Source organism: Paenibacillus sp. sg306046, assembly GCF_059821225.1.
The window spans coordinates 19,605-34,246 of the sequence record NZ_JCAMRT010000012.1; the positions used below are offsets into that span (position 1 = coordinate 19,605).

The window sequence follows — 14,642 nt, forward strand, 5'->3', positions numbered from 1 at the left end:
TGCATATTTATCTCAACATCCTGATACATATTATGTGACGTGTTCATAGGCTACGTGTTATAATATAGCCAGAGACAGCGTACAATGCAAAGAGAGCCGTGCTACTAACACGACTCTCCCAGCAATAGCCGCTTTTAAAGGGCGGTAGGCTTCAATAGGTTCTACGGCGCACATAGATCGCTACCTTGACCAGGGCGGTCTATTTGCGTTTCTGGTTAGACAGTACGGGCGTTGAGGATCAAATCACGGCGATGTACGCCAAAGGTGGAAGCACGCGGGACATTCAGGATCATTTGCAGGGACTGTACGGGATTGAAGTTTCACCTGCGCTCATTTCGCCGCGGGTCACCTCGGCGTGTCAGCGCCCGTCGCTTGGTCCGCCTTCGCGAGCAGCCGCTTGAGCTGCTCCGCGCTGCGGGGCGGCGGCGCATCACCGCGCAGCGCCGCCGGCAACGCCTGCCACAGCTCAAGCAGCAGCGGCGGTTCAAGTCCGAGCGCCAGCAGCGCTTCCCGCCGGACAAACACATCGTCCGGCGTACCGGCCAGCAGACAGCGGCCCCGGTCCAGCACGACGACCCAGTCCGCCCACGTGTAGGCGAGATTCATATCATGCGTCGCCATCGCTACGGTGACGCCGCTGGCATGGACGCGCTCCAACTCGGCGAGCAGCTGGCGCTCGGACAGCCGGTCCAGGTAAGCGGTCGGCTCGTCCAGCAGCAGCAGCTCCGGCTCCAGCGCCAGCACGCCGGCGAGGGAGACGCGTTTCTTTTGCCCCAGGCTGAGCTGATGAACCGGCCGGTCGGCCAGCTCCTCCAGGCCAAGCGACGCGAGGGTGCGGACGGTCCGCTCCCGGATGTCCGGCTCGGACATGCCCGCATTACGCAGCCCATAGCCGATGTCCTCATACGGCGTATGCAAAATAAGCTGCTGCTCCGGGTCTTGAAATACGAGCCCGATTTGCTGCCGGAGCCGCTTCAGCTCGGCCGCGCGGTAGGACAGCGGCTGTCCGTGCCAGCGAACCTCGCCGGAGCCGGGACGGAGCAGGCCGATCGCGTGGAGAAAAAAAGTCGATTTGCCGGAGCCGTTATGCCCGCAGATGGCGATTTTTTTTCCGGCTGGCAGCAGCAGCTCCAGCCCGTCCAGCGCAGGCAGTGCCGCGCCGGGGTATTGATGCACGAGCTGTCTCGTTTCCAAAATATACGTCATCTTCAGAAAAGCCCCTTCCAGATCAGCCAGCCCTGCAGCGCCAGCAGCGCGGCCAGTCCAAGCGCCGCTTCCCCCAAGAGCCGACGGGGGACCGGACGGCCGCCGCCGAGCGGGGACAGCCGGATGTCCCCGGTAAAGCCGCGGGCAGCCAGCCCGTGCGACAAGCCCCGGTAGCGCTGTATCGTTTTCGCAAACAGACGGCCGACCAGCACCGCAGTATCGCGGATGCGTCCGCGGAAGCCCGTTTGACCGCCGCGCGCTTGCTGCGCCTCGTACAGCTCCTGCGCGGTATCGGCGAATAAAAAGATAAACCGGTACGTGACCAGCATCAGCTCGGTCACCAGCCGGGGGGCCCGCAGCTTGTCCATCACCTGAAACAGGCTGGAAGCCGGCGTCGTCAAAATGAGGAAGGCCAGCACCGAAAAGCAGGCCGCTGTCCGGCACAGCAAGCCTGCCGCACGCGCAAGTCCGCTGCCGGATACATACAGCTGACCGGCGGCCAGATCCAGCTCCAGCACGAGCGCAGGCAGGCTGGCCGCATAAAACAGCAGGGAGACACCGACCAGGGCGGCGTAAAATCGCAGCGGAATGCGGGCGTGGCCGACAATGCCGAACCCCATCCAGACGAACACGGCCGCTTGCACGACTGGGTGGGCGGTGTAGGACACTAAAAAAAGAACGGCTGCGAAGCCGGCCTTCCCCAAGGGGGAGACGGAGCGCAGTCTGTTCGAATACGCATACGCGTCGATCCGGCGAATCATAAATGGGCGGAGTCGGGGCGCTTGCGGTTCTTGCTGCCGCTGGCGGTAGAGTTGGAGCCGGTGGTGGAGTCGTTGGTTTTGCCATGCTGCAGCGACTTGCCGCGCAGCAAGCCGATGACGTAGCCGATCAAGCCCGCGCCGATCGCGGCCTGCAGCGCAAACAGCATGCTTTCGGTTTCGGCCGGCGGCTCGAACCAGGAGGAGAACCACGGCTCATACGACGGAGCCAGTGTGCCGATCATTTCCTCGGCTGCGCCATCGGCGCCGCCGAATTCGCCCTGGACAAAGAGCAGCGGCAGCACGGCCAGCAACACAACGGCAATCAAAATGAGCCAGTTTTGGGTGCTTCTTTTCATTGGGAGCGTCCTCCTTTCATCGCCCGCTGCAGCAGCGACAGCTCCTCGGTGCTGTGCGCCTGCAGCCAGTTCCAGATCAGCACGGTCAGCAGCCCTTCGCTGATCGCCAGCGGAACTTGCGTGATGGCGAAGATGCCGCCAAATTTGGCGAAGGAAGCAAGCATGCCTCCGCTTTCCGCCGGAAAAGCAAGCGCCAGCTGCAGGGATGTGACGACATAGGTGCTCAGATCAGCCAGCGCGGCTGCGGTGAAAATGGCCAGCTTTTGCTTGCCTGTCGCCGCCATCAGCCAGCGGTAGGCCGCATAGCCGACGAATGGACCGGCTACGGCCATCGAGAAGGCGTTGGCGCCCAGCGTCGTCACGCCGCCATGGGCGAGCAGCACCGCCTGGAACATCAGCACAATCGAGCCAAGCACGCTCATCGGCAGCGGACCAAACATGACCGAGCCAAGCCCTGTGCCTGTCGGGTGCGAGCTGCTGCCGGTGACGGACGGAATTTTCAGCGCCGAAAGCACGAACGTAAACGCTCCGGCCAAGCCGAGCATCAGCTTCAGCTCCGGAGTTTCCCGTGTAATGCGGACCAAGGCGCGCAGGCCGAGTATAAAGAAGGGAATAAAAATCGCCCACCAGAAAATCGCCCAGCCCAGAGGCAGAAAGCCTTCCATAATATGCATGGCGCTGGCGGTTTGCGGCTCATTGAGCAGCAAATACAGCGTAAAGCCTGTAATGAGAAGCAGCGTACCGGCCAGCTTCTTCCGTTTCATTGTACATCCTCCGTTTCGTTAAGGAACCTCATAAACAGGAACTGCTAAACATCGACCTTTAACTTACATAAATCGCCCATGCCAAACAAATTACCCATACAAAACACAAATAAGCCAATCCATCTCGGAGTTGGCTGCCGGTACGATAACGTCACAAATAACGATCACTGGCATGCGACCGCTGCTGTGTGGCTCGTACACCTCTCCTTTCCGCGAAGGGTAACGGGTGTGCAGAAGCTAGGTAGGTCTCCTGGCTCCCGGATCAACGCGGCCTCTCGCCTTCCCCGGATCACATATCCGAGTGGCATGCAGAGAGAACGCTTTCCGGTTACAGTGGCGGGACCGCTCGGGAGTTGCACCCGATTCCCTGTTACCCTTTGCTGCTGGCAAAGGCACCTGGCTCTGTAAAGCAAATTTACTTGAAACATATCACAATCTAGTGACTTTGTCTATCGAGTGTGTTACTATTTTTATATTTCATGTTACTTGTATAGAAAAAGGGAGTGGTACGGTCGTGAGGTTTCGTTTTCGTTCATTAGGGTTGGCCGGCTTGATTTGTGCAATCGGGTTAGCCGGATGTACGGCCAAGCCGACGCCGCAGGCGCCGGGGCAAGCGACGGAGAGCAGCTCGGCCGCGCAGCAGGAGCAATTGATGCTCGCTGTAGGGGGAGAACCGGAGACAGGCTTTGATCCGACGACAGGCTGGGGCCGGTATGGCTCGCCGCTTTTCCAGAGCACCTTGTTAAAGCGCGACCATGAGATGAAAATCGGGTATGATCTGGCAACCGGCTATGAGCTGAGTGCGGATGGTCTTGTTTGGACGGTACAGCTGCGCAAGGATGCCAAGTTTTCCGATGGGAAACCTGTAACCTCTGCCGATGTGAAATATACGTTCGAAGCCGCCGGTAAAAGCGGTTCGGCGATTGACCTCACGAACCTTGGGTCGATGGAAACGCCGGATGACTATACGATTCAATTCAAGCTCAAGGAGTCGCAATCAACCTTTGCGCAAATGCTTGTCGCCACGGGCATCGTGCCGAAGCACGCCCATGGCAAGGACTATGCGTCCAAGCCGATCGGGTCCGGCCCGTACAAGCTTGTCCAGTGGGACAAAGGGCAGCAGGTGATCGTCGAGGCAAACCCTGACTATTACGGCGCGAAGCCGTATTTTAAGAAGCTGACGTTTTTGTTTCTGAACGAGGATGCTTCCTATGCGGCGGCGAAGGCGGGCAAGGTGGATATCGCGTATATCCCTGCGGCCTTCAGCAAACAGTCGGTCAGCGGGATGCAGATGGTAGCGGCGCATTCCGTGGATAACCGGGGCATTATGCTCCCTTATGTGAAATCCGGCGGCAAAACGAAGGAGGGCTATCCGATCGGCAACGACGTGACTGCCGAGCTGTCGATCCGTCAGGCGATCAACCGGGCGCTGGACCGCAAGGCGATTGTGCAGGGCGTATTGGAAGGTCACGGGACGCCGGCTTATACGGTCAACGACGGGCTGCCGTGGTTTAACCCGGAGGCGGTTATTCCGGACGCCGATCCTGAAGGAGCGAAAAAGCTGCTGGAGGCGGACGGCTGGAAAGATGCGGACGGCGACGGCGTTCGTGAGAAGGGCGCGCTGAAGGCGCAATTCAGTCTGATTTACCCGGCGAGCGATGTCACACGCCAATCGCTGGCGATTGCGGCGGCCGATATGCTGAAGCCGATCGGCATTCAGGTGAAAGCCGAGGGTAAAAGCTGGGATGAAATTGAAAAGCAGATGCATGCCAATCCGGTCATGTTTGGCTGGGGCAGCCATGATCCGCTCGAAATGTATCATGTCTACAGCGCGAAATATAAAGGGGTTGAATATTTTAATCCGGGGTATTACAGCAATGACACGGTTGAGGCTTATATGACGCAGGCGCTGCGGGCTACGACGGAGAAGGATGCGATGGACTATTGGAAGAAGGCGCAATGGGACGGCAAAACCGGACTGAGCGCCAAGGGTGACGCGCCATGGGCATGGCTCGTTAACATCGACCATCTGTATCTGGTGAAAAACGGTCTGGATATCGGCAAGCAGCCGATTCATCCGCATGGTCACGGCTGGCCGGTTACGGATAACATCGAGCAATGGCGATGGACGAAATAACCCGCCCGGCGGACAAGCCAGAGCGCGGACAGTCGGGCGGTCGCCATGGAGCGACTGCCCGTCTGCTTGCGTACATAGGGCGCAAAGGCTGTCGGCTGGCGCTGCTGCTGGCGGCGGTCAGCGCGATTTCGTTTATGCTGGTCGAATATTCGCCGATTGATCCGATCCAGGCCTATGTGGGCGCGGACCTGCTCAAGGTCGGGCCGGAGCAGCGCGAGGCGATTGCTGTTTATTGGGGCCTGGATCGTCCGCCGCTGGAGCGTTACCTGAACTGGGTGGCGGCGCTGCTGCAGGGAGATTTCGGCGAGTCCATGATGTACCGCAAGCCGGTGCTGGAGGTCATCGGCGAGCGTTTTCTCAGCTCCAGCGCCCTGATGCTGGCGGCCTGGACGCTGTCGGGGCTGGTCGGGTTCGCCGCTGGCGCGCTGGCGGCGATGCGGAAGGATACGTGGCTGGACCGGCTGATTCGCTGGTACTGCTATACGTTGTCCTCTACGCCGACGTTTTGGCTCGGACTGCTGCTGCTGTTGGTGTTCGCCGTCTGGCTCGGCTGGTTTCCTGTCGGCCTCGGTGTTCCTGCGGGGGTGCTGGCGGAGCAGGTTACGTTGTCCGACCGCATCCGGCATATGCTGCTGCCTGCGCTGACGCTGAGCGTGGTCGGCATATCCAGCATCGCGCTGCATACGAGGCAAAAGCTGATTCAGGTGATGGACAGCGACTACGTCTTATTTGCGAGAGCGCGCGGGGAGCGGGGATTCACGCTGTTCTGGCGTCATGGGCTGCGCAATGTGGCGCTGCCTGCGGTGACGCTGCAGTTTACGTCTTTTTCCGAGCTGTTCGGCGGGGCAGTGCTGGCGGAGCAAGTATTTGCTTATCCGGGTTTGGGCCAAGCGACCGTTGAGGCCGGGCTGCGGGGCGATGTGCCGCTGCTGCTCGGCATCGTGCTGTTCAGCGCTACGTTTGTATTTATCGGCAATCTGCTCGCTGATCTGGCATACCGGCTCATTGATCCGCGAATTCGGGAGGAGGCCCGGCTATGAAGCAGAAGCAGAAGCAGACAACAGAGCTTCCGCAGGGCGCACGCGCTGCGCTGGAGCCGCTATCGTCCGCCGGGTTCGCGCCCGGCCGGCTGTATGGCCGTCAACGGGCGCTAAGCTCGGCGATAGCGGCCGGAGGCTTGCTGCTGCTGGTTGCCCTTGGCGCACAGCTGCTGGACAGCGGACAGCTGGTGTCGCAGCTGGAGCTGCGCAATCTTGCGCCGTCCTGGAGTCATCCGTTTGGCACCGACTGGCTGGGGCGGGACATGCTGACACGAACGCTCAAGGGGCTGGCGCTCAGCATCAAGGTCGGCTTGACGGCAGGCGTCGTCAGCGTACTGATTGCCGCGCTGCTTGGACTGGCGGCGGCGACGCTCGGACGGGCGGCGGACCGTGTCGTCAGCTGGCTGATCGACCTGTTTCTCAGCGTGCCGCATCTGGTGACGCTGATTTTGATTGCCTTTGTGCTGAGCGGCGGCGCCAAAGGGGTCATCATCGGCGTAGCGCTCACGCACTGGCCGAGCCTGTCGCGCCTGATCCGGACGGAGGTGCTGCAGCTGCGCTCTGCGGAATATGTGCAAATTTCGCGGCAGCTCGGGCGGTCGCGGGTCTGGATCGCGACCCGCCATATATTTCCCCATCTGGTGCCGCAGCTGCTGGTCGGACTTGTGCTGATCATTCCGCATGCGATTTTGCATGAGGCGGCCGTCACCTTTGTCGGGATGGGCTTATCTCCGCATGAACCGGCGATCGGCATTATTTTGTCGGAGTCGATGAGGTACTTGTCTACAGGCTTGTGGTGGCTGGCTTTATTTCCCGGCTTATGTCTGCTGCTTGTTGTCCGCTGCTTCGATCGTCTCGGCGATAACCTGCGCCTGCTCGTTGACCCGAAGCGGGCGCATGAATGAACCGGCCCGGCTCGAAGCGGCGGCGGCCGTCTACGGCTGCAGGCCGGGGCGTAGCGGGGCGCAGCAGATGCGAAAGGAGCGTTGCTGTAGGAGCAAAAGGAGCGTCGCAGCAGCATCCACACAGCGTCCCGAAAGGAGGGGATTTGCTTGTCTTTACTTGAAGTCGAAGGCTTGTCCGTAGCCTTTATCCAATATACGCGCGGCTTCCGCCAGCGGCAGGTTCAGGCGCTGCGCAGCTTGAGCCTGTCGATCGGGGCCGGTGAAATTGTCGCGGTTGCAGGCTCCAGCGGCTCCGGCAAAAGCTTGCTGGCCCATGCGATATTGGGCATTTTGCCAGCCAATGCCCGCGTTTCGGGCCGTCTCCGCTTTCAGGGCGAGGAGCTGACGGCAGCCCGGCAGCAGGCGCTGCGAGGGCGGGACATCGCGCTTGTCCCGCAATCGGTGCAGTACCTCGATCCGCTGATGCGGGTCGGCCGTCAGGTGCGGGATGCGGTGCGGACCGGCGATCCGGCCGCAGCGCAGCGCAGCATCTTTGAGCGCTACCGGCTGAAGGCGGCCGCAGCGCGGCTGTTTCCGTTCCAGCTGTCGGGCGGCATGGCCCGCCGCGTGCTGGTTTCGACGGCGACGGTCAGCGGCGCGCGGCTCGTCGTTGCCGACGAGCCGACGCCGGGCCTGGACCCGGCCGTCGTCAGCGAAGCGCTGGGCCGCTTCCGCGAGCTGGCCGACGAGGGCTGTGGCGTCATGCTGATCTCGCATGACCTTGAATCGGCGCTGACCGTCGCCGACCGGGTAGCGGTGCTGTATGCCGGCTCGGTGGTGGAGGTCGCCCCGGTCGCTGATTTTACCGGGTCCGGCGAGCGGCTGCGCCACCCGTATACGCAGGCGCTGTGGCGGGCGCTACCGCAACACGGCTTCGTCCCGATCCGCGGCTCTCAGCCTCCGGCTGACGCGCTGCCTCCCGGCTGCGCCTTCGCTCCGCGCTGCGAACGGGCCGACGCAGCTTGTACGGCCGAGCGGCCCGCAGTACGCGAGCTGCGAGAAGGGACGGTGAGCTGCTTCCATGCGACTTGAAGCGAGACAGATCGGATACCGCTACGGGGAGCGTCATCCTTGGCTGCTGCGCGAGGTCAGCCTGCACGTTGAGCCTGGCGAGGTTGTTGGCCTGGTCGGTCCGAGCGGCTGCGGCAAATCGACGCTGGCCCGGCTGCTGGCCGGCTATGAGCGTCCGCCGGAAGGACGGGTGACGCTGGGCGGACAGCCGTTGCCGACAACCGGCTACCGCCCGGTTCAGCTCGTATTCCAGCACCCGGAGAAGGCGGTGAATCCGCGCTGGCGGATGAAGCGCATCCTGGCTGAGGGAGGCGAGCCTGAGCCTGGGCTGCTGGATGCATTGGGCATTGAGTCCTCTTGGCTCAGCCGGTGGCCGAACGAGCTGTCGGGCGGCGAGCTGCAGCGGTTTTGCGTCGCGCGGGCGCTCCGCAAGGAGACGCGGGTGCTGATCGCCGACGAGATGACGACGATGCTGGACGCCCTAACCCAGGCGCAAATTTGGCATGCGGTGCTGGAACGGGCCGCGCAGCAGCGGATGGGCGTCGTGGTCATCAGCCATGAGCATCGGCTGGTCGAGCGGCTGTGCAGCCGGGTCATCGAGCTTGGCGGCGCACGGGCTTGACGGTGCGCCGCTCTTCGTCGTAGTCTGATGGCAGGGCGGTCGTGCGGCTTAATTGCGACGCGCTCCTACGCAGCGCGCAGGAGGCTGCGCGTGCAGGAACGCTGGGCCAGCCGCCGATTGAATGCCGGGCTGATTCGGAGCGCCGGGAATACCGGCGGTTAGCTGAACAGCGGCAAAGGGGGACTTGTGCTTGAATCAGGTGCGATTAGCGGACATCAATTTCCGCGATCCGTTTATTTTGCCTGTACCGGAGCAGGGAGTGTATGTGTTATACGGCTCGGACGGGGCGGTCGTCTGGTCGGGCAAGCCGTCCGGCTTTGACTGCTACCGCAGCCGTGATCTGGAGCAGTGGGAAGGACCGCTGCCTGCGTTCAGAGCGCCGGAGGGCTTCTGGGCCGATCATCATTACTGGGCGCCGGAGGTGCATTTCTACAACGGCCGCTATTATATGTTCGCTTCCTTTAAGTCGGAGGAACGCAGACGGGCTACGCAAATTTTGGTGGCGGACCGGCCGGAGGGGCCTTTTACGCTGCATGGAGAGAAACCGGTTACACCGGTCGATTGGGAATGTCTGGACGGCACGCTGTATGTCGATGAAGCGGGCAAGCCGTGGATGGTATTTTGCCGGGAATGGCTGCAGGTTACGGACGGTGAAATGTATGCGGTCGAGCTGACGCCGGAGCTGGACGGCACAGCGGCTGATCCGGTGCTGCTGTTCCGCGCCTCGGAATCCGGGTGGTCGCTGCCGGGCCGGGAAGGCCAATATGTGACGGACGGGCCGTTTCTGCACCGGCTGGCGAACGGCGAGCTTGTGATGCTCTGGTCCAGTCACGGCAGCCGCGGGTACGCGATGGGCATCGCCCGCTCGCTCAGCGGTCTGGTGACCGGGCCGTGGACGCATGATGCCGAGCCGTTTTACCGGGAGGACGGCGGGCATGGCATGCTGTTCCGGGATTTCGCCGGACGGCTGCTGCTGACGATTCATACGCCAAACCGGAACCCGCAGGAGCGGCCGGTGCTGCTGGAGCTGTCCGACAGCGATGGCGGGCTGCGGCTCGCGTCTGCCACATCGTGGCTGGACAAATCGGGTCTGCCCAATCGTGACGGGAATTAAAATTTTGATAAATTCGCAGGAAATGAATTGGAGTATGCCGGATTTCACGCTATAATCGAACATGAGTTGTTTGTTGCGGCGCTATGCACCAAATTCTTGTGCAAGGGAGGTGATCAACAGCAAACAATAACATTTACAAATGTGTGTGAAAATATCATCTTGTATGTATGGACAATAGAAGAAATGGTTCAAGATTTGATCTCAATCATCCATGTTTTTTCTTGTAGAATATACGGTTTGAAAAAATACAAAAAAGACATAAGGGATGAGTTTAAATGAGATCGTATAAAACTGAAGTTCAATTAAACTCGAAACAAGTTCAAACTTTCAACAAAACAATTGGCGTATGTAGATTTGTTTATAATTTCTTTCTTGCTCGATAAATTCATGTCAGGAATGGATTTTTCTAAGTGGTTAAACAATGCATTCATTCCCGAAAATCAAGACGTAACGATGTATTTTGTAAAGAATGATGCAAAAATGATGATTCCAACATTTGAACGCCACAAAATCAATCATTAAAAGTGGAACCGTTTCACAAAGAGCAGGCAGATACTATGTCTCTATTTTAGTAGATGAACAAATGGAAAAGCCAGACGTTACGTACAGTGAGGGTATTGGGATTGATGTAGGAGTTAAAGATTTTGCAATCCTGTCTAATCAAGATCAACCCGTACAGAATATAAACAAAACATCTAAAGTGAAGAAGCTGGAAAAGTCATTAAAGCGTCAGCAACGAAAACTTTCGAGAAAATACGAATAAAAAATTCAAAAACAAAGGGAGGGAATCTGCTACTAGACAAAATATCCAAAAACAAGTCCTGAAGGTACAGAGACTTCATCAACGAATTTCTAATATTCGAGAAAACCGCATTAACCAAGTGGTTAATCAGGTTATAAAGCAAAAACCAAGTTTTATAACGATTGAGGACTTGAATGTTATGAGGAATGATGAAAAATGGCATGTAGCAAAAGCGATTGCGGGGCAATCCTTCCATCAATTCGAAACAAAACTAACAGCAAAATGTGTTGGTCATGGCATTGAATTAAGAAGGGTTGATCGTTTCTATCCATCGAGTAAATTATGTTCATGTTGCGGACACAAAAAAGTTGATTTGAAACTGTCGGATCGAATCTATGTCTGTCATGAATGTGGTCTTGTCATGGATCGAGATTTGAACGCTGCTGTTAATTTAAAACATGCTACCGTGTATAAAGTCGCATAAGCAAGCGCATGTACACATGTACCGATGGCTAGTCGGGAATTTAAGCCTTTGGAGTGCTACATCAAATGTTAGTAGACCGTTATTTGTCGAGAACAGGCACATTGAAGAAGGAATATTCTTGATATGGATATTGTTGTCCATATTTTAAGTAGCAGCTTGATCATGGCTAAAGCACTTATTTTCGGTCATAAAAATCCGGACACGGATACGATTTGTTCCGCGATCGCCTATGCGGATCTGAAGACGAAGCTGGGACAAGAGGTGGAAGCCGTCCGTCTTGGCAGTGTCAGCGGCGAAACGCAATTTGCCCTCGATACCTTCAAGGTGGAGGCGCCCCGTCTGGTGGAGACGGTTGCTAATGAAGTGAAGGACGTTATTCTGGTCGATCACAATGAGCGCCAGCAAAGCGTCTCCGATATTGATCAAGTGCGGGTCATTGAGGTGATCGACCATCACCGGATTGCGAACTTTGAAACAAGCGGTCCGCTGTACTATCGCGCTGAGCCGGTTGGCTGCACGGCAACGATTCTCAACAAGCTGTACAAGGAAAATGGCGTCGAAATCAGCCCAGCGATTGCCGGTCTGATGCTGTCGGCGATTATTTCCGACTCGCTGCTGTTCAAATCGCCGACCTGCACGGAGCAGGACGTTGCGGCTGCGCGCGAGCTTGCTGCTATTGCAGGCGTGGACGCGGACAGCTACGGGCTGGACATGCTGAAGGCGGGCGCGGACCTGAGCGACAAGACGATCGCCCAGCTCATTACGCTGGATGCGAAGGAATTCCAAATGGGCGCTTACAAAGTGGAAATCGCACAAGTGAACGCTGTCGATCCTCAAGATGTTTTGTCTCGCCAGGCAGAAGTCGAAGCTGCCTTGAATCAAGTCATCGCTGACAAAAACCTGGACTTGTTCCTGTTTGTGATCACCGATATTTTGAACAATGACTCCATCGGTTTGGCGCTCGGCCGTCAAGCCGCAGCTGTTGAGCAAGCGTACAACGTGACGCTGGACAGCAATAAAGCGGTCCTGAAGGGCGTCGTGTCCCGCAAGTCGCAGATCGTGCCTGTACTGACGGACGCTTTTAACAAGCTGTAGACCCAAAAATACAATAACAGCCGGTTGACTTTCTGAGTCGATCGGCTGTTTGCTGTGGTTAAACGGTCCCGGTTATGCCTCTGCCAGAAAAGTATGCTACTATACGAAAGTAGGTTACCAGGGCGTGTCTGAAACCCCTGAAGGCAGCAGATTTTGCCGAATTTTCGTTCCAAGCGAGGAAGTTTTCCGCAGGCGTGCCGGGGCACGTCAAGGGAAGGTGACGCGGCAGGGGGCGAAAAGGCGGTAAAGGATGCACTTCAGCGAGTTTTGAGACACGCCCAAGGCAAAGGGGGCTGTCCATGCGGTTTACAGTCATTTCTATCGTTGTCATTGTTTTCGATCAGCTGTCCAAGCTATGGGTACGCGGGAATATGGAGCTGGGCGAATCATTTCCTGTTTTTTATGAGCTGCTGCAGTTTACGTATTACCGCAACAGCGGGGCGGCGGGCAGCACCTTTCAAGGCTATGGCCGTTTTTTTATTTTGCCTGCAATTGTGTTTGTCGGATATATTCTGTATGCCCGGAGCAAAGGAGAGCTGCGCGACATTCCCTCGGAGCTTGGCTCCAGCCTGCTGGTCGGCGGAGCGATCGGCAATGCGATAGATCGTGCCTGGTTTGGCTGGGTCACTGATTTTATTGATTACGGGGACGGCATTCTGAATGTAGCCGATCATGCGATTCATCTCGGCGTGCTGCTGATGATTGGCAGCGCCCTTTATGCTTATTTGGAGACACGCAAAGACAAGGACGTTGAGCGGAGCAAGGAAACGGACGGCAGCCGATCCGCACAGGCGGAAGCGGCGCCTTAACGCAAGCTGTGTCATGGGCGAAGCGGAGCATGTCAGGCTGCGGCTGCCGATCAAGCCGGCGGATAAAGCCGGCGGAGCGGGGGACGCTAAGGGAAAACAGGAAAGGACAGGTTGCGGCAGCGCAGTTGGCCGGACAACCTGCTGCGGGTTCCATGTTCGTCTACGCGATGCTTCTGTTTACGCTGGAGTTTGTCCGGGGCGCGTTTCTTGTTTCATTTTTGCCTGCTTACGGGGTGCAGCATCTCGGGCTGGCAGCGGCCGGAGTAGGCCTTGCTGTCTCCCTTCATTACATGACCGACACGCTGGTCAAGTGCGCGGTCGGCTATTTGCTGGACCGCTTCCCGCTGCGGCTGGTGGCGCCGGTCGGGCTGTCGCTGTCGCTTGCCGGGCTGCTGCTCGTGCAGCTGGCGCAGTCGTTGGCGCTGCTTGTCGCGGCTTCCGCGCTGTTCGGGGTCGGGATGTCGCCTGTTTGGCTTGGCGGACTGAGCCGGGCCGATGCAAAGCGGCGGGCTTCGCAGATGGGGGTTGTGTATGCAAGCTGGCTGGCCGGTCTTGGGGCCGGGCCGGTTGTGCTTAATTTGCTGCTGGATCGCAGTTATTTTGCTTCATATTGGCTGATGGTCGGTTTATGGGGAGCCGGGCTGGTGTTGTCTCTGTTTATTCACGGCGGAGGCGAGGCTCCTGTGCAGGCCGTCGTTCCTCTCAGGCAGCAGGTCACGCTGCTCTGGGAGCGGCTGCGGGCGATGCGCGTGCTGCTGCCTGCGATGATTTTGCAGACAACCGCTGCCGGGATGCTCGTGCCGGTGCTGCCTTCCTTTGCCCAGTCAACGCTTGGTCTGGCGTACAGTCAATATTCACTGGTGCTGGTCGCCGCAGGCGGACTGACTGTCGCCGGACTGATTCCATTCGGGCGGTTATCCGACCGCTATGAGCGCCGCTGGTTTGTGATTGGCGGCTTTGCCTCCTTTGCTGTTTCCCTGTTTGCGTTGACGCAGGTGGCAGGCTTGATCCCGGCGGTTCTGATCGCCGGCGTGCTTGGGCTATCGTATGCGGCGGTGCTGCCGTCGTGGAATGCGGTGTTGGCCGAATACGTGCCAGCCGAGCAGAAGGGCATGGGCTGGGGGCTTTTTTCCAGTGTGGAGGGCTTGGGAGTGATCATCGGCCCCGTGCTGGGCGGCTGGCTCGCCGACCATTATCATGCGCGTATGACGGTGCTGGGCAGCGCCGCGCTGCTGGGCGGGATCGCGGTTTATTATGCCTGCCTGTCATCAGGGATGGTGCGGCGAAAATCGGAAGCTTGACTTCCGTTGTAAAATTGACAGAAAGGCGGATCGGCGTCCGCAACAGGTCTACCTTCCTGCTGATGGTTGGCGGGAAGGTTTTTTGCTGCGTGTTGCCAATCTTTATTTCTTTTTGGATGTAATACTACAAGTCCTATCGGAAAAGATGCGATGAACAGGCCGATTTATTCTTCATTTACGAGGTATTAGGCCTGCTGAAAGAAATTTAATGATGAAATCAGCTATAGTTTATTCCAAAAAAGAATAAAGTAGAGTA

Annotated in this window: 12 protein-coding genes, 4 pseudogenes and 1 riboswitch; of the genes and pseudogenes, 12 read left to right on the forward strand and 4 right to left on the reverse strand. The window is 58.1% G+C overall.

Annotated features, from left to right (window positions below):
- Positions 1–224: 224 nt before the first annotated feature.
- A pseudogene (locus AC6ROY_RS13740) lies at positions 225–338 on the forward strand (transposase); the annotation flags it as partial.
- A 7-nt stretch (positions 339–345) separates the two neighbouring features.
- On the opposite strand, the gene AC6ROY_RS13745 reads toward AC6ROY_RS13740, so the two are convergent.
- From AC6ROY_RS13745 to AC6ROY_RS13760, 4 genes and pseudogenes are all read right to left on the reverse strand, one after another.
- Entirely contained in the window at positions 346–1,206 is an 861-nt protein-coding gene (locus AC6ROY_RS13745) for an energy-coupling factor ABC transporter ATP-binding protein (RefSeq protein ID WP_500101096.1), read from the reverse strand.
- Between the two features lie 2 nt (positions 1,207–1,208).
- Complete coding sequence (gene cbiQ, locus AC6ROY_RS13750) at positions 1,209–1,967, reverse strand: cobalt ECF transporter T component CbiQ (protein WP_500101097.1); 759 nt, start codon at positions 1,965–1,967, stop codon at positions 1,209–1,211.
- Between the two features lie 77 nt (positions 1,968–2,044).
- Positions 2,045–2,323, reverse strand: a pseudogene (locus tag AC6ROY_RS13755) (energy-coupling factor ABC transporter substrate-binding protein); the annotation flags it as partial.
- On the reverse strand, positions 2,320–3,087 hold the full coding sequence (locus AC6ROY_RS13760; RefSeq protein WP_500101098.1) for an energy-coupling factor ABC transporter permease: 768 nt from the start codon (positions 3,085–3,087) through the stop codon (positions 2,320–2,322). The pseudogene AC6ROY_RS13755 and the gene AC6ROY_RS13760, both read right to left, overlap by 4 nt.
- Positions 3,088–3,310: 223 nt before the next feature.
- Positions 3,311–3,502: riboswitch (cobalamin riboswitch) on the reverse strand.
- 99 nt (positions 3,503–3,601) lie between these two features.
- Here AC6ROY_RS13760 and AC6ROY_RS13765 point away from each other — a divergent pair.
- The 11 genes and pseudogenes from AC6ROY_RS13765 to AC6ROY_RS13815 all read left to right on the forward strand — a co-directional run bounded on the left by AC6ROY_RS13765 (position 3,602) and on the right by AC6ROY_RS13815 (position 14,386).
- The gene (locus AC6ROY_RS13765) at positions 3,602–5,224 is read left to right on the forward strand and encodes an ABC transporter substrate-binding protein (protein ID WP_500101099.1); all 1,623 of its coding nucleotides are present in this window, start codon (positions 3,602–3,604) and stop codon (positions 5,222–5,224) included.
- Positions 5,206–6,264 carry an ABC transporter permease gene (locus tag AC6ROY_RS13770; RefSeq protein ID WP_500101101.1) on the forward strand — a complete coding sequence of 353 codons (1,059 nt, stop codon included), beginning with the start codon at positions 5,206–5,208 and terminating at the stop codon, positions 6,262–6,264. The genes AC6ROY_RS13765 and AC6ROY_RS13770 overlap by 19 nt, the downstream gene beginning before the upstream one ends.
- Positions 6,261–7,169, forward strand: coding sequence for an ABC transporter permease (locus AC6ROY_RS13775; protein WP_500101102.1), 909 nt, complete (start codon positions 6,261–6,263; stop codon positions 7,167–7,169). Before AC6ROY_RS13770 ends, AC6ROY_RS13775 begins: the two co-directional genes overlap by 4 nt.
- Positions 7,170–7,316: 147 nt before the next feature.
- On the forward strand, positions 7,317–8,240 hold the full coding sequence (locus AC6ROY_RS13780; RefSeq protein ID WP_500101103.1) for an ABC transporter ATP-binding protein: 924 nt from the start codon (positions 7,317–7,319) through the stop codon (positions 8,238–8,240).
- Positions 8,230–8,841 (forward strand): ABC transporter ATP-binding protein, encoded by a 612-nt coding sequence (locus AC6ROY_RS13785; protein WP_500101104.1) that lies wholly within the window; start codon positions 8,230–8,232, stop codon positions 8,839–8,841. Before AC6ROY_RS13780 ends, AC6ROY_RS13785 begins: the two co-directional genes overlap by 11 nt.
- 199 nt (positions 8,842–9,040) lie before the next feature.
- Positions 9,041–9,955, forward strand: coding sequence for a glycoside hydrolase family 43 protein (locus AC6ROY_RS13790; protein WP_500101252.1), 915 nt, complete (start codon positions 9,041–9,043; stop codon positions 9,953–9,955).
- Positions 9,956–10,132: 177 nt separating this feature from the next.
- Positions 10,133–10,234: pseudogene (locus AC6ROY_RS13795) on the forward strand (IS607 family transposase); the annotation flags it as partial.
- Positions 10,231–11,181 (forward strand): annotated as a pseudogene (locus tag AC6ROY_RS13800) (RNA-guided endonuclease InsQ/TnpB family protein). The pseudogenes AC6ROY_RS13795 and AC6ROY_RS13800, both read left to right, overlap by 4 nt.
- A 162-nt stretch (positions 11,182–11,343) precedes the next feature.
- Positions 11,344–12,276, forward strand: coding sequence for a manganese-dependent inorganic pyrophosphatase (locus AC6ROY_RS13805; RefSeq protein ID WP_500101105.1), 933 nt, complete (start codon positions 11,344–11,346; stop codon positions 12,274–12,276).
- 299 nt (positions 12,277–12,575) lie between these two features.
- The gene (gene lspA / locus AC6ROY_RS13810; protein WP_500101106.1) at positions 12,576–13,085 is read left to right on the forward strand and encodes a signal peptidase II; all 510 of its coding nucleotides are present in this window, start codon (positions 12,576–12,578) and stop codon (positions 13,083–13,085) included.
- A gap of 125 nt (positions 13,086–13,210) precedes the next feature.
- Positions 13,211–14,386, forward strand: coding sequence for an MFS transporter (locus AC6ROY_RS13815; RefSeq protein WP_500101107.1), 1,176 nt, complete (start codon positions 13,211–13,213; stop codon positions 14,384–14,386).
- Positions 14,387–14,642: the final 256 nt, after the last annotated feature.